The organism is Caulobacter sp. GW821-FHT10A06 (assembly GCF_059415805.1).
Map to the genome: position 1 here is coordinate 329902 of NZ_JBWKNY010000007.1, position 21265 is coordinate 351166.

General features: G+C 68.2%; 18 protein-coding genes and 1 pseudogene. 8 read left to right on the top strand and 11 right to left on the bottom strand.

Annotated elements, in window-relative coordinates:
- The first annotated feature begins 20 nt into the window (after positions 1–20).
- Entirely contained in the window at positions 21–455 is a 435-nt protein-coding gene (locus AC07NF_RS22480) for a DUF488 domain-containing protein (protein WP_494627108.1), read from the top strand.
- 18 nt (positions 456–473) lie between these two features.
- On the opposite strand, the gene AC07NF_RS22485 is transcribed toward AC07NF_RS22480, so the two are convergent.
- Complete coding sequence (locus tag AC07NF_RS22485; protein WP_492815582.1) at positions 474–1262, bottom strand: SH3 domain-containing protein; 789 nt, start codon at positions 1260–1262, stop codon at positions 474–476.
- A gap of 88 nt (positions 1263–1350) precedes the next feature.
- On the opposite strand from AC07NF_RS22485, the gene AC07NF_RS22490 reads away from it, so the two are divergent.
- Positions 1351–2211, top strand: a complete 861-nt coding sequence (locus AC07NF_RS22490) for a crotonase/enoyl-CoA hydratase family protein (protein WP_492815583.1) — start codon at positions 1351–1353, stop codon at positions 2209–2211.
- 4 nt (positions 2212–2215) lie between these two features.
- Here AC07NF_RS22490 and mdoH read toward each other — a convergent pair whose 3' ends face one another.
- The 5 genes from mdoH to AC07NF_RS22515 form a co-directional block, all read right to left on the bottom strand.
- On the bottom strand, positions 2216–4099 hold the full coding sequence (mdoH, locus tag AC07NF_RS22495) for a glucans biosynthesis glucosyltransferase MdoH (protein ID WP_494627106.1): 1884 nt from the start codon (positions 4097–4099) through the stop codon (positions 2216–2218).
- A gap of 93 nt (positions 4100–4192) precedes the next feature.
- Positions 4193–5725 carry an OpgD/OpgG family glucan biosynthesis protein gene (locus tag AC07NF_RS22500; RefSeq protein WP_494627104.1) on the bottom strand — a complete coding sequence of 511 codons (1533 nt, stop codon included), beginning with the start codon at positions 5723–5725 and terminating at the stop codon, positions 4193–4195.
- Positions 5726–5809: 84 nt separating this feature from the next.
- Positions 5810–7237 (bottom strand): alpha/beta hydrolase, encoded by a 1428-nt coding sequence (locus tag AC07NF_RS22505; RefSeq protein WP_494627102.1) that lies wholly within the window; start codon positions 7235–7237, stop codon positions 5810–5812.
- Between the two features lie 75 nt (positions 7238–7312).
- Positions 7313–8053, bottom strand: a complete 741-nt coding sequence (locus tag AC07NF_RS22510; protein ID WP_494627100.1) for a MipA/OmpV family protein — start codon at positions 8051–8053, stop codon at positions 7313–7315.
- Positions 8054–8166: 113 nt separating this feature from the next.
- A complete protein-coding gene (locus tag AC07NF_RS22515; protein ID WP_494627098.1) occupies positions 8167–9399 on the bottom strand; it encodes a pentapeptide repeat-containing protein in 1233 nt (410 codons plus the stop codon).
- 141 nt (positions 9400–9540) lie between these two features.
- Between AC07NF_RS22515 and AC07NF_RS22520 the strand changes: the two genes are divergently transcribed.
- A complete protein-coding gene (locus tag AC07NF_RS22520) occupies positions 9541–9975 on the top strand; it encodes an ankyrin repeat domain-containing protein (RefSeq protein WP_494627096.1) in 435 nt (144 codons plus the stop codon).
- Here AC07NF_RS22520 and AC07NF_RS22525 read toward each other — a convergent pair.
- From AC07NF_RS22525 to AC07NF_RS22535, 3 genes are all read right to left on the bottom strand, one after another.
- Positions 9972–10931 (bottom strand): magnesium transporter CorA family protein, encoded by a 960-nt coding sequence (locus AC07NF_RS22525; protein WP_454718095.1) that lies wholly within the window; start codon positions 10929–10931, stop codon positions 9972–9974. The two genes, AC07NF_RS22520 and AC07NF_RS22525, sit on opposite strands and share 4 nt — an antisense overlap.
- A 64-nt stretch (positions 10932–10995) precedes the next feature.
- Positions 10996–11700: a CHAP domain-containing protein gene (locus tag AC07NF_RS22530; RefSeq protein WP_494627094.1), complete on the bottom strand. Its 705-nt coding sequence runs from the start codon at positions 11698–11700 to the stop codon at positions 10996–10998.
- Positions 11701–11767: 67 nt separating this feature from the next.
- Positions 11768–12865: an acyltransferase family protein gene (locus tag AC07NF_RS22535; protein ID WP_494627092.1), complete on the bottom strand. Its 1098-nt coding sequence runs from the start codon at positions 12863–12865 to the stop codon at positions 11768–11770.
- Positions 12866–12995: 130 nt separating this feature from the next.
- Here AC07NF_RS22535 and AC07NF_RS22540 point away from each other — a divergent pair, with 130 nt between their 5' ends.
- The gene (locus tag AC07NF_RS22540; RefSeq protein WP_492815592.1) at positions 12996–13784 is read left to right on the top strand and encodes a TerC family protein; all 789 of its coding nucleotides are present in this window, start codon (positions 12996–12998) and stop codon (positions 13782–13784) included.
- Positions 13785–13850: 66 nt separating this feature from the next.
- Positions 13851–15449: an MDR family MFS transporter gene (locus AC07NF_RS22545; RefSeq protein ID WP_494627089.1), complete on the top strand. Its 1599-nt coding sequence runs from the start codon at positions 13851–13853 to the stop codon at positions 15447–15449.
- Here AC07NF_RS22545 and pstS read toward each other — a convergent pair whose 3' ends face one another.
- Entirely contained in the window at positions 15450–16451 is a 1002-nt protein-coding gene (pstS, locus tag AC07NF_RS22550) for a phosphate ABC transporter substrate-binding protein PstS (RefSeq protein ID WP_494627087.1), read from the bottom strand.
- A gap of 97 nt (positions 16452–16548) precedes the next feature.
- Entirely contained in the window at positions 16549–18708 is a 2160-nt protein-coding gene (locus AC07NF_RS22555; protein WP_494627085.1) for a primosomal protein N', read from the bottom strand.
- Between the two features lie 124 nt (positions 18709–18832).
- Here AC07NF_RS22555 and AC07NF_RS22560 point away from each other — a divergent pair, with 124 nt between their 5' ends.
- From AC07NF_RS22560 to AC07NF_RS22570, 3 genes and pseudogenes are all read left to right on the top strand, one after another.
- Positions 18833–19510, top strand: coding sequence for a DUF484 family protein (locus AC07NF_RS22560; RefSeq protein WP_494627083.1), 678 nt, complete (start codon positions 18833–18835; stop codon positions 19508–19510).
- Positions 19507–20421 (top strand): tyrosine recombinase XerC, encoded by a 915-nt coding sequence (locus AC07NF_RS22565; RefSeq protein WP_494627081.1) that lies wholly within the window; start codon positions 19507–19509, stop codon positions 20419–20421. Before AC07NF_RS22560 ends, AC07NF_RS22565 begins: the two co-directional genes overlap by 4 nt.
- A gap of 151 nt (positions 20422–20572) precedes the next feature.
- Positions 20573–21265: pseudogene (locus tag AC07NF_RS22570) on the top strand (methyl-accepting chemotaxis protein); the annotation flags it as partial.

Sequence of the window (21265 nt, forward strand, 5' to 3'; positions counted from 1 at the left end):
CGCCGTCCATGGAGCCTCTCGTGAATAAGCTCGCCACCATCGGCTACGAGACCGACACGCAGGGCGGCATGATCGATCGGCTGAAGGCGGCCGATGTCGAGCTCGTGCTCGACGTCCGCGCCGTGGCCAGCTCGCGCAAGGCCGGGTTCTCCAAGACTCTGCTGGGAAACAGCCTCAAGGACCAGGGCATCGACTATCTGCACCTTAGGCCCCTGGGCACGCCCAAGCCGGGCCGCGAGGCCGCCCGCGCCGGCCGCACCGACGAGATGCGCCAGATCTTCAACGCCCATCTGGAAGAGCCCGAGGCGGTGCTGGCCTTGGCCCAGGCGACAGAACTGGCCAAAACAAAAAGGGTCGCCCTCCTTTGCTACGAGGACGACCCCAATTGCTGTCACCGCAGGATCGTGGCGGACCGTATCCGCCAGACCCTGAAGTGCGAGGTGGTGGACCTTTAGGCCTTAGGCCCCCAAACCTTAGGCTTGCGTCACCTGCCACTCACCACGGTTGTCCTTGCAGGCGCTGTAGCGCTGGCTGGACGCACCCTGGCCGCCACCGGCGACCGAGGCGGTGATCACGCGGCAGCTGGCGACCTGCTGGCCGGTCGGGCGGATCAGCGACGAGGCGGCGTAGCCGACGCCGTAGCCGCTGCGGCCCACCAGAACCCACTTGCCCGTCGGGACCACGCCCAACACGTCGAAGGTTTCGCCCGTGGTGACCTTGCCGACCACCTTGGCGCTGGTCGACGGACCGGCGCGCAGGTTGGCGTTCGCGTTGGAGACATAGGCGCCGCCCGAGGCTTCATAGCTGGGCAGGCTCTGCACGCCCTGGGCGTAGCGCAGGTTACGGCCGTCGATCGGCGGGCCGTAGCTGGACGAGACCACGTCGATGCGGCCCGAATTGCCGGTGCGGCTGTTGGACCAGGTCTGGGCGACGCCGGTTTCCAGGGCCTTCTTGGTGGCCTGCTCAGCCATGTTGGCGTCGGTCGACTGCATGCGGCAGCCGATATAGCCGCCCGCCGCCGCGCCGGCGGCCGCGCCGACCAGGGTGCCGATGGTCTTGTTCTTCTTCGAGACCTTGTTGCCCAGCAGGGCGCCGGCGGCCGCGCCGATCAGGGCGCCGCCCTCCTGCTTGCCGCCCGAGCCTTCGCAGGCGAACAGGCCGCCCAGGCCACGCGACTGGGCCAGCGCCGGAGCGGGCGCGGCGGCCAGCCCACCAACCGTGGCGGCAATCGCGAGAGCGGCGGAGATTTTACGGGTGGTCATGGCGGAGTTCCTCTTCCGTCAGGTCAATGTTGTCCCCGCCCTCGCCCCGGTCGATAGTCCGTTATCAATGATAAGGGAGCGCCAGGACATGAGCGGTCAAGATCAGGCGGACTATAGCTGTTTCAAGGTCGAGATCGAAGCCGGTGTCGCGCATATCCAGTTGAAACGGCCCGACGCCATGAACACCATGACACGGCCGTTCTGGAACGAGCTTCCCGCAATTGTAAAACATATTGACGACAACGCCCTGGCCCGCTGCATCGTGATCTCCTCGACCGGCAAGCACTTCAGCGCCGGCATGGATCTTTCGGTGTTCACCGACGACGAGGGCGTTACCGCTAACCGAGATGGCGACCGCCACGTCGCCGGCGAGAGCTTCCGTCGTTTCGTGCACGTGCTGCAGGACAGCTTCAGCTGCCTGGACAAGGCGCGCATGCCGGTGATCATCGCCATCCAGGGCGGCTGCATCGGCGGGGCCGTCGACTTCATCAGCGCCTGCGACATCCGCTACGCCAGCGCCGACGCCTTCTTCCAGATCCAGGAGATCAACATCGGCATGACCGCCGATGTCGGCACCTTCCCGCGCCTGTGCAAACTGATCCCCGAGGGCTGGGTGCGCGAGCTGGCCTATACCGGCCGCCGCCTGCCGGCCCAGCGCGCCAAGGAGATCGGCCTGGTCAACGAGGTGTTCGACACCCACGAGGCCCTGGTCGATCACGCCCTGGCGACCGCCCGCGAGATCGCCCAGAAGTCGCCGCTGGCCGTGGCCGGCAGCAAGGTGATGATCAACTACGCCCGCGACCACACCATCGCCGACGCCCTGGACTACATCGCCACCTGGCAGACCGGCATGTTCTCAGGCCCGCACATGGCCGAGGCCTTCACGGCCAAGGCCCAGAAGCGCGACGCGGTCTATCCGGACCTGCTGCCCCTCAAGAAGAAGATGTGAGGCCTCAGGCGGTCTCGTAGCCCAGGCCGGCCGGCAGGGGCAGCGAGATCGCCGGCGCGTTGGACGACGCCAGGCTGGCCACCGTGGCGGCCGAGCGCAGCTTCAGCGCCCGGTCCAGCAGGCGCGGCGGCCGGCGGGTCTCGGGCGTCTCCAGCAGGATGAGGTCGTCGGCGTCCTCGGCGGTCCAGGCCGACAGCAGGAAGGCGAAGGTCAGGGCCAGGGCCGGGATCGCGATCCAGATGAAGGCCTCCGGCGCGAAGATCAGGCCGACCAGCACCAGGACCAGGCCGAACACCGCCTCCTGCCGGTGGGCGCGGAAGGTGTCCGACAAGGTCACGCGGTCCATGTCGCGGCGCTGGGTCGCCCAGCCGCAGTCGCGGCCGGTCAGGATCTCGATCACCGAGCGGGTCTGGGCGAACAGCACGATCGGCGCGATCATCGTCGAGACGGCGGTCTCGAAACAGACGCTGAAGAAGGCTCGCGTCCCGCCGCCGAAGCCCGACGCCTGGCCGGTGCGCAGCAAGAGCGCCCAGGCCATCAGCTTGGGGGCCAGCAGCAGGGCCAGGGACACCGTCAGCACCAGCCCGGTCGGCGTCTGTTCAAACGCGGAAATGGTCGCCGCCTCCGCCCCCGCCAACGACGGGAAGGCCGAGAGCAGCAGGCCCACGATCAGCAGGCCCAGCCACAGCGGCGCGGTCAGGTAGGTCGAGAAGCCCCGCAGCAGGTGGAAACGGCTCAGGGGGTGCAGGCCGCGCGCGGCGATGACGGCGATGTGCTGCAGGTTGCCCTGGCACCAGCGGCGGTCGCGGACGATCTGGTCGATCAGGCTGGGCGGGCTTTCCTCGTAACTGCCGCCCAGGCGCGAGGCTAGGCGCACTTCCCAGCCGGCGCGGCGCATCAGGGCGGCCTCGACGAAGTCGTGGCTCATGATCGCCCCGCCGAACGGACGCGGCCCGCGCAGGTGCGGCAGGCCGGCCTGCTCGGCGAACGCCTTCACCCGGATGATGGCGTTGTGACCCCAGTAGCTGGACTCCGCCCCGCTCCACCATTCCAGGCCGCGCGCGAACATCGGGCCGTACAGGCGGCTGGCGAACTGTTCCAGCCGCGCGAACAGGGTGCGGGCGTTGATGATCATCGGCACGGTCTGCAGCAAACCGAGGTCCGGCTCGGCCTCCATGGCTCCGGCCAGGCGCACCAGGGTGTCGCCGGTCATCAGGCTGTCGGCGTCCAGCACCACCATGTGGTCATAGGCCCCGCCCCAGCGACGGACCCACTCGGCGATATTGCCGGCCTTGCGGTCGGTGTTTTCAACGCGGCGGCGATAGTGGATGCGGGCCTGGCCGGCGAAGCGGGCGCACAGCTGGTCGTAGGCCTCGCGTTCCTCGACCGCGACCGCGTGCTGGCGGGTGTCGCTGAGCACGAAGACGTCGAAGTTTTCCAGCGCGCCGGCCGTGCGCAGCGATTCCAGCATGGCGGCCAGGCGCGCGAAGACCGGCCCCGGGGCCTCGTTATAGACCGGCAATAGCACCGCGTTGCGGCTGGTCAGGCGCGGCGCGGCGCCCTCGCGGGTCGTATCCTCGCGCCACATCGCCACGAAGCCGGCGACGGCCGAGGCGCAGGAGAAGGCGGTCCAGGCAAACAGGCTGGCAAATAGCGGCAGGGCCACCAGCTCCAGCAGCGTGAAGCGGTCGGCCGCGAAGGCCATGGCCATGACCACGCTGGCGGCCAGGCTCAGCACGATGGTGAAGACCAGCAAGATCGCGCGACGACGACGCAGATCCAGCGTCTGGATCGGACGCTGCTCGGGGGCCGCGCTCAGGCACTGGGTCGGCATGGCCAGGGGCGCTTCCGTCGGAACCGCGTCGGCCGGCCACATTACGCTTTGCATCAACAGAAAGCCCGTTCACTCGATGGCCCCCCGGCCCCCGGCTTCCCTGCAATCAACGCGGCGGAAGCGAGGCCGAAAGGTTTCAGGCGGCGTTTAGTTCCCGGCCGGGGCCGGAAAAACCAAGGCGGTCCAGGTTTCGCTCAGGGCGCGACCATTCTGCCGCAGCACCACGCGGACATCGGCCGGTTCCGCGCCATCGGGCGCGACGTCGAACACCACCCGCCACAAGGCGTCGGTCTCGTCCTCGCGGCGGTCGGCCGGATAGTGCGACAGCAGGCGGATCTGGCCGCCTCGCGCGGTGACGTCGGCCTGGATGTCGATGGCCGTGCGCAGGGCCAGGAGGTTCTCGCCCCGGAACTCGACGGCGATCTTGCGGCCCGTCGCTTCCCCGTCCTTGCCCGGCTCACCCGGCCGGCCCGTACGGGTGGCGACGACGCGGGCCAGGTCGCTGGACGACGAGGGAACGTCGCCGGTCCAGTGCAGGCGGTAGGCCAGGTTGATCCTGCTGCCGGCCTTCACCAGCGCCTCGGGCGTCCAGAAGGCGACGATGTTGTCGTTGGTCTCGTTGTCGGTCGGGATCTCGACCAGGCGGACGGTGCCCCGCCCCCACTTGCCGATCGGCTCGACCCAGACGCTGGGCCGGCGCTCGGAGCGGGCCTGGTCGTCGTGATAGTGCTCGAAGTCGCGGTCGCGCTGGATCAGGCCAAAGCCCTTGGGGTTCTCGTCGCTGAAGGTGCTGGTCACCACCCGCGTCGGATTGGACAGCGGCCGCCAGATACGCTCGCCCGAGCCGGTCCAGATCGCCAGGCCGTCGCTGTCGTGGATTTCGGGGCGCCAGTCGGGACCGCCGCGATCCTCGCCGAACCAGAACATGCTGGTCAGCGGCGCCACGCCCATCTGATCGAAGGCGCGGCGGAAATGGACGCTGGCCTCGACCGTCTGGGTCAGGGCCAGGCCGTTGCGGTCGTTGACGAACCGGTACGCCCCGACGATGCCGGGGCTCTCCATCAGGGCGTGGATGACCAAGCGGCCCTGGGCGTCCTTCTCCAGCCAGACCTCGCGCCAGTCGGGGAATTCCTCGGGCTGGACGGCGTAGGTGTCGGCGGCAATGGCGCGGGCCGACAGGCCGTACTGGCCGAACGGCGCGGGCGAGCGGAAATAGGACGCGCCGTGGAACACCAGCCACTCGCCCCGGTCGTCGCGGCTCATGGCCCGGAAGCCGGCGAAGCCCGCCGTCGCCGGCAACTTGCGAAACGGGCTGTCCTCGCGCGACGAGAACATCGCCGGGTCATAGGCCAACGGTCGGGCGCGGCCGCTCTCGACCAGGTTGATGGCCACGGCCTTGGAGACGCCCCGGCTCAAGGGGAACAGCTCGATCCCCCAGTCGCCGCCCCACAGCGGGATCTTCTCGCGATAGAAGCCGACGCCTTGCGCGGCGTCGTAGTCCATCGCCTGGACTTCTGGCGGCGGCGCGGGCGGCGGGACATAGGGCTTGGCCGCCAGCGCCTTGGCGCGGGCCTTCACCCGGTCGAACGAGAAAGGCGCGGCGGCGGACGCCAGCCCCGGCGCCAGGGCGCCGCTGGCCAGCAACGCCAAGGCGGCGCGGCGATCAAGCGTCGTCGTCAAGAAGTCCTCACAGCGGCGTCGGCGGAGCGCGGCGCTGCTAAAAGGGATTCAAGGCGAAAATGGTTCGGCTTTGTTTCTGGAAGCCTACTCGTACGTAAAGCTCATCGGCGTATCGGCCGCCGGCAGGCAGCTGCGATCGACCGGCTTGGTCGGGTTCTGGAAGAAGTTCCGGATCGCCTTGCGGGCGCACGGGCTGTTGCGCGACACGCCGTGGGTGGCGTTGGTGACGATCACCACCTGCGAGCCCTGATAGCCCTTGGACGCGGCCTTGGTCAGCTCGGGCGGGCAGCCCGGATCGATCTCGGCGGCCAGGAACAGGGTCGGGATGGCGGTCTTCACCGGCTGCTGCTCGACCGGCGAGATCGTACCGACGTCGATCGCCTTGCAGACATCGTGGATGCGCTGCATCGACACCACCATCAGGCGGGCGACCGGGTCGTTCTCGGTCCCTTTGGCGACGTCCGCGCGGGCCTCGAACGGGATCTCTTCCTTGCACAGGTGGGTCATGAACTGGCCCTCGCTGTAGTAGTCGCGGCTCTCGACGAAGCCCTCGACCGGCGAGACGTCGCCCTGGATGATCTTCCACAGGTCGCGCGGCAGCACCCCGGCGGTGAAGTAGCTGGCGTCCATCAGATAGCCGCCCAGATCGTCGGCGTTATAGGTCTTGCCGTCGATGGTCTGCGGGCCGGCCAGCCAGCGCTCGGCGACCACGGCCAGCTTGGCCTTCAGGTCGGGATAACGCTTGGCGCACTCGGCCACGACCGCGCACTTGGCCATGACGATGTCGATCGAGCTGGAGACCATGGCCGGGCCGCCGACGGTCCAGTCGGCCTCGGGCGGCCAGGGCGAGTCCTGGACCACCGCCCGCACGCCCTGCGGCGCGTGGGTCTGGATCGCCGCCTCGATGCGGGTGCCGTACGAACCGCCATAGAGGTCGATCAGCGGCAGCTTCAGCACCTGGCGCAGGTCCTGGACGTCCTTGGCCACCTCGACGGCGTTGTAGCGCGACAGGTTCACGCCCTTGGCCTGGAAGGCCTTGAGGCAGGCGACGATGCCGTCGGCGTCCTTTTGCGAGGGCGGGCCGGCGTCGGTCAGGTTCGTACCGGGGCAGTCCAGGTTCGGGTCCGACAGGCCGCCGCCGCGCTGGTCGAGGAAGATCCAGTCCTGGTCGGCCGCCACGAACTCGCGCGAGGTCTTGCTCTTGAGCATGCGCGGCACGCCCTTCAGGGCCGAGCCGCCCGGACCGCCGTGCAGATAGACCACCGGCGGCAGGCCGGCCTTGGGCTGGGCCGCCTTGACGATGGCGACGGCCACCTTGATGCGGCGGGTCTTGGGATCGCCGCGCGTCTCGTCGACGATCAGATTGCCGCATTGGACCTTGAGATCGACGCCCTTGTAGTCGCCGGCACAGGCCGTCTTCTCGAAGCGCGGCGCGGCCGCCTGGGCGCTCCCGGCCAAGGCGGTGAGGGTCAGCGCGCCAGCGGCGGCGGCGATCCAGGACAGACGCGACATCGAAGACTCCAGAGGTTCGCGTGCATCAACACCAAGGTTAACGCCCACCGCAAGGCTTCAGTGCACGGAGATCCGCTAGAACCGATAGGTCATCGAGACGACGCCGGAGGTCTGGGTTCGGTCTCGGACGATGGGGCTGTCCTTGACGTCGCCGACCATGTTGGCCAGCGCCCCGGTGGCGATCAGGCTGATCCGATCGTTGACGCGGTAGACGGCCGCCAGACTGGCCGTCACGTCCTTGACCCCGCCGCCCGGATGGAAGACCGGCAGGCCCGAGGCCGCGGACTGGACCCCGGTCACGCCGAAATAGCGGTCGTTGTAGCGGCGATCGGCCCAGGTCGCCGAGACGCCCGGCATCAGGGCCAGGCGCCGAGAGAGCGGGACGGAGACCGAGACGCCGCCATCGACCAGGGCGCCGTCAACGCCGCCGGACAGGATCTTGGTCGTCCCCAGGGTGAGGCGCACGCCGTGGGTCTTGTAATCGACGGCCAGCCGCGCGCCCGCGCCGCTGGCCAGGCGCCCGATCCCGACCGGCGCATCCGCCGGGCGATAGCCGCGCACATAGGTCGCGGCCGCCGACACGGTCAGCTTGTGGGTCTTGACCAGCTGATAGCCGACCCCCTTGCGCGGATTGGCGAAGAAACGACCGTACCGCAGCTCGATCACCGGCACGGCGACGAGGCGGTAGCGGTCCGATCCCTGGTAGCGAGGCGCGCTGAGAACCGCCACGCCGACCACCGTTCGATCCTGGGTCAGGGTCGGGGCCGTGAACGCCGGCGTCGCCGATGCGGCGCTCGCCGCGAGCATAAGGATCATGTCTTGTCTCCTCGCCCAATGACGCCACCGCGGGCGTCATCCCCCATCGGGCAGCGTGGCGAGGTCAGTTGTCGGGAGCGTGTCACTCCGCACACGGCGGGATGACGAAAAACTCAGACGCCGCGGGCGGGCATCTCGGCGCCGGTCAGGTCGGCGCCGTCCAGCTTGGCGCTGGAGAGGTCCGCCTCGATGAAGCGGGCGCGCGGGGCGCTGACGCCCCGCATATTGGCGCCGCGCAGCACGGCGCGGGTCAGGTCGGTGCGGATCACCCGGTCCTCGGCGATCTTCAGCGGACCGAGCTTGGCGTTGGTCAGGTCGGCGCGCGACATCTGCGCGCCCATCAGGCGGGCGCCCCGCAGGTCGGCCCCCTTCAGCTTGGCGCCGCGCAAATCGGCCCCGGCCAGGTTCGCGCCCTGCAGCTGGGCGTTTTCCAGGTCCATGCCGAAGAACACGGCCTTGGGCGCGTAGAGGCCCGACAGCTTGCGGTCCTTCAGGCGCTTGAGCGGGCGGAAGTCGACGTCGGTCAGCACCCCGACCTTGCCCTCGCGGCCGTCGGTCTTGCAGAACAGCTCGTGGGCCTCCAGCACCTCGTGCAGGGGCTGGTCGTCGACATAGATGATCGGCGGCGGCGCACGCAGCACCTCGGTCAGGTCGGCGTCGCGCAGGTCCGCGCCGCTGACGTCGACGCCCACCATCACCGCGCGGCGCAGCGACACCTGGGACATCTCGGCATTGTGCAGGTTGGCGCCCGACAGGTTCGCCCCGTCCATGCAGGCCTTGGTCAGCTTGGCGCCTTGCAGGGTGACGTTCGACAGATCGGCGTCGGTGAAGTCGGCCTGGCGCGCGAACGCCCCCGACATCTGCGCGCCGTTCAGGTTGGCGCCCTGCAGCATGGCGTAGTCCAGTTCGCCCGGCCGCGTGGAGTGCTGCAGGATCCGCAGGCCCTTCTCGTCGTCCTGCACGGCGGTGACGCCCTCGCGCAGGTCGCAATTGGCCAGGTTCGCCCCGCCCAGATTGGCCCCGCGCAGGCAGGCCCCGCGCATGTCGCAGCGGGAAAGATCGGCGTCGCGCAGGTCGCTGTCGCGCAGATCCGTGCCGTACAGCGTGGCCCGCGCCAGCTTGGCGCCGCGCAGCGAGGCTCCGCCCAGCAGGGCGCCGGTCAGGTCGGCTTCGGAAAGATCGACCCCGTCCAGCTCGTAGTTGTTGAGGTTCACATACTGCAGCACCGCCCGGCGCCCCTTGGGCAGCCCCTTGATGTAGCGCCCATGCGCCTCCAGCACCTCGCGCACCACGGAAGCGTGGAGGTTGCGGATCAAGCTGGGGCGTGAGGACGCGGCGGTCGACATCGTGCGGTCTGGGAACGCTCGGATAAGGCTGATGGGATACGCGGGAAACGGCGTCCACCGTGTCACATCGTCTTTAAGCAATGGTTCAGAGCGCGACGGAAAGTCGCGGTTTTCGCGCCACACTCGGGTTAGGCTCGAGTCATGTCGTCACGCCCTTCCCAGCCTGGGTCCGATCCAGCCACCGAGCGTACGTTCGCGGAGATCGCGCGGCCCTATCAAGTGCGAACGAAGGGGCGACGGACTTTCGAGACCATCCATAGTCGCGACAACGGCCCCAACGATGGCGACACCCTTCTGCACAAGGCGGCGGGAAGCGGCGCGATCGATGATGTCCGGGACCTTCTGAGGTTAAAGGCGGAAATCAACGCGCTTGGCGATATGGGCGACATACCGCTGCACGCCGCCGGCCGTGGCGGTCACGCTCACGTTGTCGAGATCCTGCTGAAGGCCGGCGCGGACGGTACGATGCTCAATGCGTTTGGCGAGACGCCGATCGAGACGGCCGAAAGAAATGGCCATGAAGACTTGGCCCGCGAAATGCGCCGGCTCATCAAACTGGGCGGCCGAAGCCTCTAGAGCCAGCCCTTCTTGCGGAAATAGAGCACCGGCGCGGCGGCGGCCATGATCATCATGCCCAGCGCCATGGGATAGCCCTCGAGCCACTGCAGCTCGGGCATGTGCACGAAGTTCATCCCGTAGATGCCGGCGATCAGGGTCGGGGGCATCAGGACCACCGAGAACACCGAGAACACCTTGAAGATCGAATTCTGCTCGATGTTGATCAGGCCGAGCGCCGCGTCGAGCAGGAAGGTGATGTTGCCGGCCAGGTAGCTGGAGTGGTCGGTGATCGACTGGACGTCGCGTTGCAGCGATTTGAGGTGATCGCGCAGGTCCTTGGAGCCGTCGAACTGCTCGGCCAGGGCCGCGAAGCTGATCAGGCGGGCCAGGCTGACCAGGCTGTCACGGGCCTTGGAGTTGATGTTCTGGGCCTTGCCCAGGCGGTTGAGGATCTGCTCGAAGGCCGCGCCGCGCGGGCGGCCGAAGATGGCGCGCGACTGCACCTCGACCTCGGCGGCGGTGCGCTCGAGGATGTCGGCGGTGCGGTCGACGATGGCGTCCAGCAGACCCAGGAAGGTTTGAAGGCCGTTGGGGCACAGGCTGGGCTGGCGCTCGGCCTGGGCGGCGAACACCGAGAAGGCGCGCGGCTCGACATAGCGGATGGTGACCAGGCGGTTGCCGGCCAGGACGAAGGTCACGGGCGCGGCGGTCGGCAGGTCACCGTCGGCATTGACCAGCACCGTGGCGGTCATGAACGTGCCGCCGTCCTCCTGGTACAGGCGCGACGAGGCCTCGATCTCGGCCATCTCTTCACGGGTGGGCAGCAAGAGGCCGATCGACTGCTCGACGGCGACTTCCTCGGCGCGGGTGGGGTCGACCAGCTCGATCCAGACGGCGTCGGCCGGCACGCGCCAGTCAGGCGACAAGCCGCCGGCTTCGAAGCCCGGAGCGCCGTGACGGAGGATTCTGAGCATGGTCGCGCGTCCTAGCTACAGGCCGGGTGTGCCCCGGCCCGTGCTTAAGGTCAACGCGCTCAAATTAGCGAGGAGCGTTCTGCTTGTTGCTGCTGTCGTTGGACGACGAACCACCATTGGCGGCGGCGTCCAGCAGGGCGGCGATACGATCGGTCGAGTCGGCGGCCTGGCCGATGATGTCCAGCGGCGAGGAACGGACCGAGTTGGCGACCTGGTTGGCGGCCGACTTGGCGGCCGAGACCACGGCGTTCTGGGCCATGGCGATCTTGCTAGTCGCGACGGCGATCTTGGTCGCCTGGGCGTCCTGGTAGATGAAGCCGTTGGTCGGATAGACGCTGGTGCCGAGGTCGCGGATCGGATCGTACCAGACCTTGACCTGCGTCCAGTCGCCGTTGGGCGAGACGTCGACGACAGTGACGTCCTTTTCGATCTGGCCGCGATCGCCTTCGATGATCGACCAGTTGGCGTGCGTAACTTGGATGACCCGATCGGTCAGCACCTGGCTGACGAAGGCCACGTGACCAAGGTTCATGCGGGCGGTAGGCTTGAACGAGAGAACGGAGCCGATCTTCGGGGTCGAACCGGTGTCGTACTTGCCGGCGGCCTGGGTCCACCAGGTGCGAGCGTCGCCAAAGATCTGGATGCCCGACATCAGACGGGCAAACGGCACGCACTGCCAATAGCCGTCAGCATTGGCCGTCACCGGCGCAAAGCTGATCATGGCGGCAGCGGCCAGGGAACCCAGCAGGGCCCTTGTCCGTTTCGTCATGCTGTGGGTACTCCCCCGCGTCACTGGGTTAAGGGATAACCTTCCCAGGAAGACGTGAAAAGAGTGTTTATGCCGCACCCGCGAGCGCCAAGCGGCGCTGTTTCCAGCCGGCAGCCCAGGTCTTCATGCGCTCTCGGCACGGATTTTCTATGAAATGATAGGAGATCGCCGACAGCGGGACCAGCGCGGACACAATCGCGATCCAGACCAGCAGCGGCAACTTGTCACCCTCGATATTGAGGACCTTGGTCGCGGCATTAATGGCTAGGATCTTCCACGGGATGCAGATCATATAAGTCGAGTAGCTGATCTCGCCGAGATAGACGAACACTGACTGTCCAGCAAACTCGAAACCGTCCTTGGCGAGGCTCGCGAGGGTGAAAATCAGGCCGCCCAAAAGCATCACGATCACCAGATCGGGGGCGGAAAACTGAACGGCGCCAAGCGTGGCCATGCCCAATAAAGCGGCGCCGTAGCCGCTGAGTCGGGTCGGGAATCGGTCCGAGCGCCACAGGGCGTGCAGGGCGCAGCCGAAGGCGAAGCACGGCACGATGCGCAGCGCGCCCCACTGGATCGTGGCCTCCGTCAGCGGGAAACCGGCCAGCGCCTGGAAGGTCGGGTAGATCACGGCGATGAAGGCCAGCGCGCCCAGCACGGCGGCGATCGGGCGCGCCCGCAGCTTCCAGGCGGCGAAGGCGAAGGCCGGGAAGGTCAGGTAGGCGAACCACTCGGCCGAGATCGACCACGAGGCGTGGTTCCAGCCCGCCACGGGCGCGAAGCCCCAAGCATGGACCAGCAGCAGGTTCGACGGCAGGGCCTTCCACGACAGGATGTTGGGATCGACGTTCAGGCCCGCGATCGTGCCGGCGAACGCCATGGCCCCGACGCCGACCAGGGTGGCCAGGTGCAGCGGATAGACCCGCGCCAGCCGGTTCCACAGGAAGTCGCCGTAGCGGAACCGCCCCTCCCCGAACCCGCTCAGATAGACGTGGCACAGGATGAAGCCCGACAGCACGAAGAAGGCCTCGACGCCCAGATAGCCCTTGGCGGCGATCGCCGGCGTGAAGCCGACGTCCAGCTTGGGCCAGTAGTGGAACAGCACCACCCAGAAGGCGGCGAAGAACCGGAGGGCGGTCAGGGGCTTGATATGCGCGCCGTCTTGCATTGACGTCGGTCCTTAAGGGTCCGCCTTCCCATCCCCCACGGTGGAAAGATCAACGTTACCCGCCTATCTCGCTGTGTTACATGTACGCATACGCGAACGACGGCTTAGCCGATAACCATAGAGAGGACCGATGAACGAACTCCTTAGCCTGGCCACAGACCCGGCCGCCTGGGCCGCCTTGGTGACCCTGGTGGTGATGGAAGTGGTCCTGGGGATCGACAACCTGGTCTTCATTTCGATCCTGTCGAACAAGCTGCCGCCCGAGCATCGTCAACGGGTTCGTCGCATCGGCATCTCGTTGGCGCTGATCATGCGCCTGGTCCTTTTGTCGACCATCGCCTTCATCGTCGGCATGACCGCGCCGGTCTTCAACCTGGGCATCACCGGCCCGGTGGGCGCGCATGGCGAGCCGGGCTTCGAGACCGCCTTCTCGTGGCGCGACCTGATCCTGATCGCCGGCGGCGTCTTCCTGATCTGGAAGGCGACCAAGGAGATCCACCACACGGTCGACCCGGGCAAGAGCGACGACGTGCTGGAGAAGGACAAGGCCACCCAGGTCATCTCCAACGTCGGCGCGGCGATCTTCCAGATCATCCTGCTGGACCTGGTGTTCTCGATCGACTCGATCCTGACCGCCGTCGGCATGACCGATCACCTGCCGATCATGGTCATCGCCGTGATCGTCGCCGTCACCGTGATGCTGCTGGCCGCCGACCCGCTGGCCAACTTCATCAACAACAACCCGACCGTGGTGATGCTGGCCCTGGGCTTCCTGCTGATGATCGGCACCGTGCTGATCGCCGAGGGTTTCGGCGCCCATGTGCCCAAGGGCTACATCTATACGGCCATGGCCTTCTCGGCCGGCGTCGAGGGCCTGAACATGCTGGCGCGCAAGCGCGGGACCAAGAAAGAGCACTAACCCCTACATCCCGTCTTGGGGGCGTGATAGGTCGGCGACCCCGGCTATCATGCTCCCAAGGCCCTGATGACCTCCCAGACCTCCACTGGCCAAACCTTCACCGACGCCGAGCGCCGCCTGACCCTGACGGCGCTGATGATCGTGTTCCTGCTCAGCGCGCTGGATCAGACGATCGTCTCGACCGCGATGCCGCGGATCATTTCCGAGCTGAACGGCCTCAATCTGTATTCGTGGGTGACCACGGCCTATCTGCTGACCTCGACGGTGATGGTGCCGATCTGGGGCAAGCTGGGCGACATCTTCGGGCGCAAGCCCGTGCTGATCACCGGCATCTCGATCTTTCTCGCGGGCTCCTGGCTGTCGGGTCTAGCGGGCGAGTTCGGCACGGTGCTGGGCATGCCCGGCATGGTCCAGCTGATCGTGTTCCGCGCCTTGCAAGGCATCGGCGGCGGCGCTCTCTTCACCACCGCTTTCGCCATCATCGCCGACCTCTATCCACCGCGCGAGCGGGGCAAGTTCGCCGGCATCTTCGGTTCGGTGTTCGGCCTGGCCAGCGTGCTGGGGCCCATCATCGGCGGCTATTTCACCGACCACGGCACGGTGCAGATCGGGACCCACCTGGTCGCCGGCTGGCGCTGGGTGTTCTACGTCAACCTGCCCCTGTCCTTGCTGTCACTGTTCATGGTCATCGTGAAGATGCCCAAGCTGGAGCATCGCCGCTCGGGCAAGATCGACTTCCTGGGCGCGGGCCTGCTGATCGCCGCCTTCGTGCCGCTGCTGCTGGCGCTCAGCCTGGGCGGCCACAACTTCGCCTGGGGCTCGCCGCAGAGCCTGGGGCTCTTCGCCCTAGCCGCCGTGTCGCTGGCCGCCTTCGTCTTCGTGGAGATGAAGGTCAGCAACCCGATCCTGCCGATGCACCTGTTCCAGAACAAGGTGTTCACCACGGCCAATACGGCGGGCTTCCTGATCTCGATGGCCTTCATGGGCGTGGTGATGTTCCTGCCGCTGTTCCTGCAGCTGGGCCGGGGCGTGCCGGCCACGATCAGCGGCATGACAATGCTGCCCCTGATGGCCGGCCTGATCATCTCGAGCACGGTCGCTGGCCAGCTCGTCTCGAAGACCGGGAAGTACAAGCCCTACATGATCGGCGGCGCGGTAATCCTGCTGGTCGCGGTGTTCCTGCTGCACGACCTGTCCAAGATCCACAGCCTGACCTTGCTCTGCGCCCTGCTGGCCTTCGTCGGTCTGGGCCTTGGCCCCGGCCAGAGCCTGTTCAACATCGCCACCCAGAACGCCGTCGATCCGCGCGACATCGGGGTGGCGACCAGCTCCAACCAGTTCTTCCGCCAGATCGGCTCGACCGTCGGCGCGGCCCTGGCCGGGACCATGCTGACCGCGCGCCTGGCCAGCCTGCCTGGCGGTGGCCTGGATCTCGGCAAGCTGGAAGGCATGGCCGTCCAGGCGGCCGCGCAAGGCAAGGCCGCCCACGCTGATCCGGTGCTGCAAGGCGCGCTGATCAATGCGGTCAGCGGCGTGATGGTCGCGGCCCTGTTCGTGATCGCCGCGGGCCTGGCGGTGATCCTGATGATCCCCGCCCTGCCCCTGCGCTCGCACCAGCCCGCCGCCGGCGCGCCGGTGCTGGAGAAAGACGAGCCGACGAACTGATTACTTCCAGCGGGCCTGTACGGCGGTCTTCACCGAGCTCGGCACGGGCGCATAGCCCAGGGCCGTGATGTCGGCGTCGCCGCTCGTATAGCCCCAGGTGAAGAAGTCGCGCACCCGCTTGGCGCGGTCGGGCGCGGCGTCGTCGCGCAGCAGGCCGTAGCTGACCAAAACGAGCGGCCAGGTCGCCTTGCCCGGCCGGTCCAGGGTCTGGACGCCGAAGCCCTGGCTGGCCGTCCACGGCGCGCCGCTGGCGAAGGACGAGAACGCGGCCGGCGACGGCGTGACGAACGCCCCGTCGTGGTTCTTCAGCGCCACCAAATCGAGCTTGTGGTCCAGGGCGTAGGCGTATTCGACATAGCTGATCGTGCCCATGGTGCCGGACATGATCTCGCTGATCCCGGCATTGCCCTTGCCGCCCAGGCCGATCGGCCAGGCCACGGTCTCACCGGCCCCGGGACCGGCCTTCCACTCGGGACTGACCGACGACAGGTAGCTGGTCAGCAGCAGGCTCATGCTGGCCGGATCGGCGCGGTGAGCCACGGTAATCGGCCAGTCGGGCAGGTCCAGGCCCGGATTGAGGGCCTTCAGCGCCGGGTCGTTCCACTTGGTGACCTTGCCCAGGAAGATCGCCGCCACGGCCGGGGCGTCCAGCTTCAGCTTGCCGCTCTCCAGGCCGGGAACGTTGGTGACCAGCACCGTGCCGCTGATCACGAACGGGAATTGGCTGAGGCCCTTGGCCTTCAGGTCGGCGTCCGACAGCGGCATGGCAGTGACGCCGAAGTCGGCCGCCTTGCTCTCGATCTGGCTGATGCCGAAGGCCGAGTTCTGGCCGGTATAGGCGATCGGCTCGCCGCCGGCCTTCTGGTAGTCGGCGATCCAGGCCTTGAAGAGCGGGGATTGGATGGAGCCCCCGGAGCCGGTGAGCGGCGCGGTCTGGGCGGATGCGGAGCCGACAACGGCCAAACTCAACGCGAACGCCACTGACGCAAGAACCGACTTCATGGGCTTTCCTCCGGCCGCGACGGGTTCATCCCATCGTCAGGGGGCGGACAGTGGGCGCAGGGCGCAGCTCAGGGGAATGTGGCGCGAGGCCGCATGATCACAGGAAGCTGTAGGGATCCACGTCAATCACAACGCGAACCGAGTTCGGGACCTTGGCCCGCGCCCGCCAGGCGGCCATGAACCCTTGCAGGTCGACATTGCGCTCGGCCCGAACCAGGAACCGCTTGCGGCGGCGGCCGCGCACCAGGGCCAGCGGCGCGTCCGCAGGGCCGAACACCTCGACCCCCTCGGCATTGGGGATCACCGCGGCCAGGGCCTCGACATAGGCGTCCAAGGCCGCGCTGTCGGGCCCCGAGGCGATCACCGCCGCCAGGCGGCCGAACGGCGGCAGGCCGGCGTCCTGGCGCATGCCCATCTCGGCCTCGATGAAGGCGTCGCGGTCCTGGGCGGCCAGGGCCTGCATCACCGCGTGGTCGGGGGAGTAGGTCTGCAGCAGCGCCCGGCCGGGCTTCTCGTGACGCCCGGCGCGGCCGGCGGCCTGGGCCAGCAGCTGGAACGTCCGCTCGCCGGCCCGCAGGTCACCGCCCCGCAAGCTGAGGTCGGCGTCGACCACGCCCACAAGGGTCAGGTTCGGGAAGTTGTGGCCCTTGGCCGCCGCCTGGGTGGCGACCAGAATATCGATCTCGCCGGCCGCCATGGTCGCCACCAGGGTCTTGGCCGCTTCCGCATCCATCACCGTGTCGGACGAGAACACCGCCACCCGCGCGTCGGGGAAGATGTGCCGCGCCTCCTCCTCGACTCGCTCGACGCCGGGGCCGATCGAGACCAGTGAGTCCTTGGCCCCGCAGTGCGGACAGGCATCGGGCTTCTTCATCGAGAAGCCGGTCAGGTGACAGACCAGACGCCCGGTATAGCGGTGCTCGACCAGCCAGCTGTCGGTGTCGGGCGACTTCATCTTCTCGCCGCAGGCCTTGCACAAAACGAGCGGCGCATAGCCCCGGCGGTTCAGGAACAGCATGGCCTGCTCGCCGCGCTGCAGGGTCACGGCCATGGCCTTGATCAGCGGCGGCGACAGCCAGCGGCCGGGCTCGGGCGGCGTCTGGCGCATGTCGACCAGGCCGATGTCGGGCAGCTGCGCCGCGCCGTGGCGGGCCGACAGGCGCAGCCAGCGATAACGGCCGATCTGAGCGTTGTAGAGGCTCTCCAGCGACGGCGTGGCCGAGGCCAGCAGCACGGTCGCGCCTTCGATCTTGGCGCGTGCCACGGCCAGGTCGCGGGCCTGGTAGATGAAGCCCTCTTCCTGCTTGAACGAGCTGTCGTGCTCCTCGTCGACCACGATCAGGCGCAGCTTCTTGAACGGCAGGAACAGGGCCGAGCGGGCGCCGACCACGATCCGGGCATTGCCGCTGGCCACGGCTTCCCAGACCTGCCGGCGGCGCGGCGGCGAGACGCCGGAGTGCCACTCGGCCGGCAGGGCGCCGAAGCGCTGCTCGAAGCGGGCCAGCACGGCCTGGGTCAAGGCGATCTCGGGCAGCAGGATCAGGACCTGGGCCTCGGGATCCTGGAGCGCGGCCGCGACGCTCTCCAGATAGACCTCGGTCTTGCCCGAACCGGTCACCCCGTCCAGCAGCGCCGCCTGGAAGCCGCCGGCGTCCAGCATCTCGGTCAGCACCTCGACGCAAGCGGCCTGGCCGGGGTTCAACGTCCGGGGCGGCAGCGACAGGTCGGGCTGCGGCAGGCCCCGATCGGGCTCCACGAAGTCGGCGGCCAGCACGCCTTCGTCGACCAGGCCCTTCACGACGCCGGCCGAGACGCCGGCGGCCGACGCGAGCGCGGCGCCCGACAGCTTCACGCCCTCGGCGGCGGCCAGCACCTTCAGGCGCGCGGGGGTCATGCGAGTCGGTTGGGTTCCGGTCAGGACCAGCACCTTGTCGGGCTTGGGCGGCGGATGGCGCAGGCCGCGCAGGGCCATGGCCAGCGGCCAGCCGGGCAGGTCGACGGAGTAACGCGCCGCCCACTCGACGAAAGCCAGCACGCCGGGCGGCAGCGGCGGATCGTCGACCTTCTCGATGATGACTTTCAGCGGCCGGTTGCCGCCGGTCCCGTCACGCAGGCCAGTGACCACGCCGCGAATCACGCGCGGCCCCAAGGGCACGGTCACGTGGTCGCCGAGGCTAAGCTCCAGGCCTTCCGGCTCGGCGTAGTCGAAAGCCTCCGGCAACGGCATCGGCAGCAGGACAGAGGCTATACGAGGCATGGCGGGATGCTTTTGCCGTCAAACCGTCCCCAGGTCGAGAGGACGTTCGAAGTCGTCATCAAGCGGACATTAACCGTCTTGCCCGCTTCATCCGGAGGGAGTGCTTTTTACCGTGGGGACGACGATGAGCGACGCGACGAACGCGAGCCGGAAACCTGTCGACGCCGAGAGCGTCCGCGACTTCCTGCGCGTCCAGCCTGAGTTCCTGCGCCAGGACGAGAACCTGCTGGGCGAGCTGGGCCTGCGGGTCGACGCCGCCAATGTCGTCGACTTCGGCCCCCGCGCCCTGGCCCGCGCCGCCGCCGCCCACAAGCGCGAAGCCAGCGTCCGCCAGGCCATCGAGGCCAATGCCCGCGCCAACTATTCGGCCCAGGCCCAGACCCACGCCGCGGTCATCGACCTGCTGGACGCGCGGAACCACTCGGACCTGGCCCGCCGCGTCGACGAGATGGCCCGCGGTCGTTTCGGCCTGGCCGCCGGGGTCGTCGCCCTGGAAGGCCCCACCCGCGTCCCGGCCGGCTGGTACATTCTCGCCGAAGGCCAGGTCGACATGATCCTGGGCGAGGCGCCGATCGCCCGCATGGGCTTCTTCGCCCCCGCCCTGCCGCTGTTTGGCGAGCAGGCCGAGACCATCCGCAGCATGGCCCTGGTCCGCATGGCCATCTGGGAGCCGCGCCGCGAAGCCCTGATCGCCTTCGGTTCGACCGATCCGGAAGGCTTCACGCCCGACATGGGCACCGAGCTGGTCAACTTCCTGGCCCGCGTGGTCGAGCGCACCGCCGAACGCTGGCCGGTCCTGTGAGTGCTCGCCAGGCCTACACCGCCTGGCTGGACTACCTGACGCTGGAGCGCCGGGCCTCGCCGCGCACGGTACGGGCCTATGGCGACAACGTCCTGGCCTATCTGAATTTCCTGGAACGCCATCGCGGCGAAACTGTCAGCCTGGCCGCCATGGGCGAGGTCTCGGCCGCCGACCTGCGCGGCTACCTGGCCTTCCGCCGGCAGGGCGAAGACGCCCTGGCCCCGCGCTCGATCAGCCAGGCCCTGTCGTCGATCCGCGCCTTTCACAAGTATCTGGACCAGCGCCACGGCGTGGCCAACGCCGCCGTCGAACTGGTGCGCGGTCCGCGCCTGAAGATCGGCCTGCCGCGCCCCGTCTCCGAGGACCAGGCCCGCGACCTGATCACCGAGGCCTCGGGCGACACCGAGCGCGATCCCTGGGAAACCGCCCGCGACGAGGCGGTGCTGACCTTGCTCTGGGGCTGCGGCCTGCGGATCAGCGAAGCCCTGTCCCTGACCTGGTCGGACGCGCCGCTGGGCGTCTCGATGCGCATCACCGGCAAGGGCGGCAAGACCCGCATCGTGCCGGTGCTGGACGCCGTGCGCGACGCGGTCGCCGTCTATGTCGACGAGCTGCCCTTCGTGCTGGGTCCCGATGAGCCACTGTTTCGCGCCAAGCGCGGCGGACCGCTGTCACCGCGCCATGTCCAGGGCCTGGTGCAGCTGCTGCGCGGCCGCTTGGGGCTGTCCGACCGCGTGACGCCGCACGCCTTCCGCCATGCCTTCGCCACCCACCTGCTGGGCGCCGGCGCCGACCTGCGCGCGATCCAGGACCTGTTGGGCCACGCTTCGCTGTCGACGACCCAGCGCTACACCCAGGTCGACGCGGCGGGTCTGCTGGCCGCCTACCAGGCCGCCCACCCAAAGGCCTGACCCGGTATCGACTAAAGGATGCGGCGGAACGTCGCGATGCTTAACGCAAGCCTGAGCATTAACCGCGATTTCACTGCCTTCGCGTCTACTGGCTCCGAAACGTGTGTTTTTGCCGGACGACCTCCCCTCGTCCGCGCCGCATGAGGCTCCGATGAAGTTCGACGACCTGAAGATTTCGACCAAGGTGATGATGCCGGCGATCGTCCTCGCCGTCGTGGCCCTGGCCTGCGTTGGCGCGGGCGTGTGGCAGGTGAAGAAGGTCGAGAAAGCCGCCCAGGTCCTGGTCGACCAGCGCGCGCCCACCGAGCTGAACGCCGCCCGCTTCAACCGCCAGGTCGCCACCGTCGGTTACGCCGCGTATCGCACCGTGGCCAATGACGGCACATCGGAAGCCGCCAAGTCGGGCTCGGAAGACATCGAAAAGGCCTTCACGGCCGGCAACGCGTTCCTGGACAAGGCCGCCAAGGCCGACCCGGCCGCGGTCAAGGACATCGAAGGCTTCCGCAAGCGCTTCAAGTCCGTGCACGACAACGCCCGCGCGGGCGCCGACATGGGTCTGCAGAACCTCAACGAAGCCGCCGTCATGATGATGGGCGGCATCGACGCCGACATCGCCAAGCTGACCAAGGACACGGCGACCTGGATCGACCACCACAGCGAAGAAACCCAGGCCATGGTGGCCAAGGCCAAGAAGGACGCCGCCGCTGGCGCGATCGTCCTGCTGCTGTTCGGCCTGGCCTCGGCCGGCGCGGCCCTGGCCTACGCCATGTGGGTCGGGTCTTCCAAGATCGCCAAGCCGCTGATCAACCTGTCCAAGACCATGGAAGTCCTCGCTCAAGGCAGC

Excerpts from the sequence above, each read along its gene's own strand:
- AC07NF_RS22485 (WP_492815582.1), bottom strand. The coding sequence starts at position 1,262 with ATGACCACCCGTAAAATCTCCGCCGCTCTCGCGATTGCCGCCACGGTT.
- AC07NF_RS22490 (WP_492815583.1), top strand. The coding sequence starts at position 1,351 with ATGAGCGGTCAAGATCAGGCGGACTATAGCTGTTTCAAGGTCGAGATC.
- mdoH (WP_494627106.1), bottom strand. The coding sequence starts at position 4,099 with ATGCAAAGCGTAATGTGGCCGGCCGACGCGGTTCCGACGGAAGCGCCC.
- AC07NF_RS22505 (WP_494627102.1), bottom strand. The coding sequence starts at position 7,237 with ATGTCGCGTCTGTCCTGGATCGCCGCCGCCGCTGGCGCGCTGACCCTC.
- AC07NF_RS22510 (WP_494627100.1), bottom strand. The coding sequence starts at position 8,053 with ATGATCCTTATGCTCGCGGCGAGCGCCGCATCGGCGACGCCGGCGTTC.
- AC07NF_RS22515 (WP_494627098.1), bottom strand. The coding sequence starts at position 9,399 with ATGTCGACCGCCGCGTCCTCACGCCCCAGCTTGATCCGCAACCTCCAC.
- AC07NF_RS22520 (WP_494627096.1), top strand. The coding sequence starts at position 9,541 with ATGTCGTCACGCCCTTCCCAGCCTGGGTCCGATCCAGCCACCGAGCGT.
- AC07NF_RS22525 (WP_454718095.1), bottom strand. The coding sequence starts at position 10,931 with ATGCTCAGAATCCTCCGTCACGGCGCTCCGGGCTTCGAAGCCGGCGGC.
- AC07NF_RS22530 (WP_494627094.1), bottom strand. The coding sequence starts at position 11,700 with ATGACGAAACGGACAAGGGCCCTGCTGGGTTCCCTGGCCGCTGCCGCC.
- AC07NF_RS22535 (WP_494627092.1), bottom strand. The coding sequence starts at position 12,865 with ATGCAAGACGGCGCGCATATCAAGCCCCTGACCGCCCTCCGGTTCTTC.
- AC07NF_RS22540 (WP_492815592.1), top strand. The coding sequence starts at position 12,996 with ATGAACGAACTCCTTAGCCTGGCCACAGACCCGGCCGCCTGGGCCGCC.
- AC07NF_RS22545 (WP_494627089.1), top strand. The coding sequence starts at position 13,851 with ATGACCTCCCAGACCTCCACTGGCCAAACCTTCACCGACGCCGAGCGC.
- pstS (WP_494627087.1), bottom strand. The coding sequence starts at position 16,451 with ATGAAGTCGGTTCTTGCGTCAGTGGCGTTCGCGTTGAGTTTGGCCGTT.
- AC07NF_RS22555 (WP_494627085.1), bottom strand. The coding sequence starts at position 18,708 with ATGCCTCGTATAGCCTCTGTCCTGCTGCCGATGCCGTTGCCGGAGGCT.
- AC07NF_RS22560 (WP_494627083.1), top strand. The coding sequence starts at position 18,833 with ATGAGCGACGCGACGAACGCGAGCCGGAAACCTGTCGACGCCGAGAGC.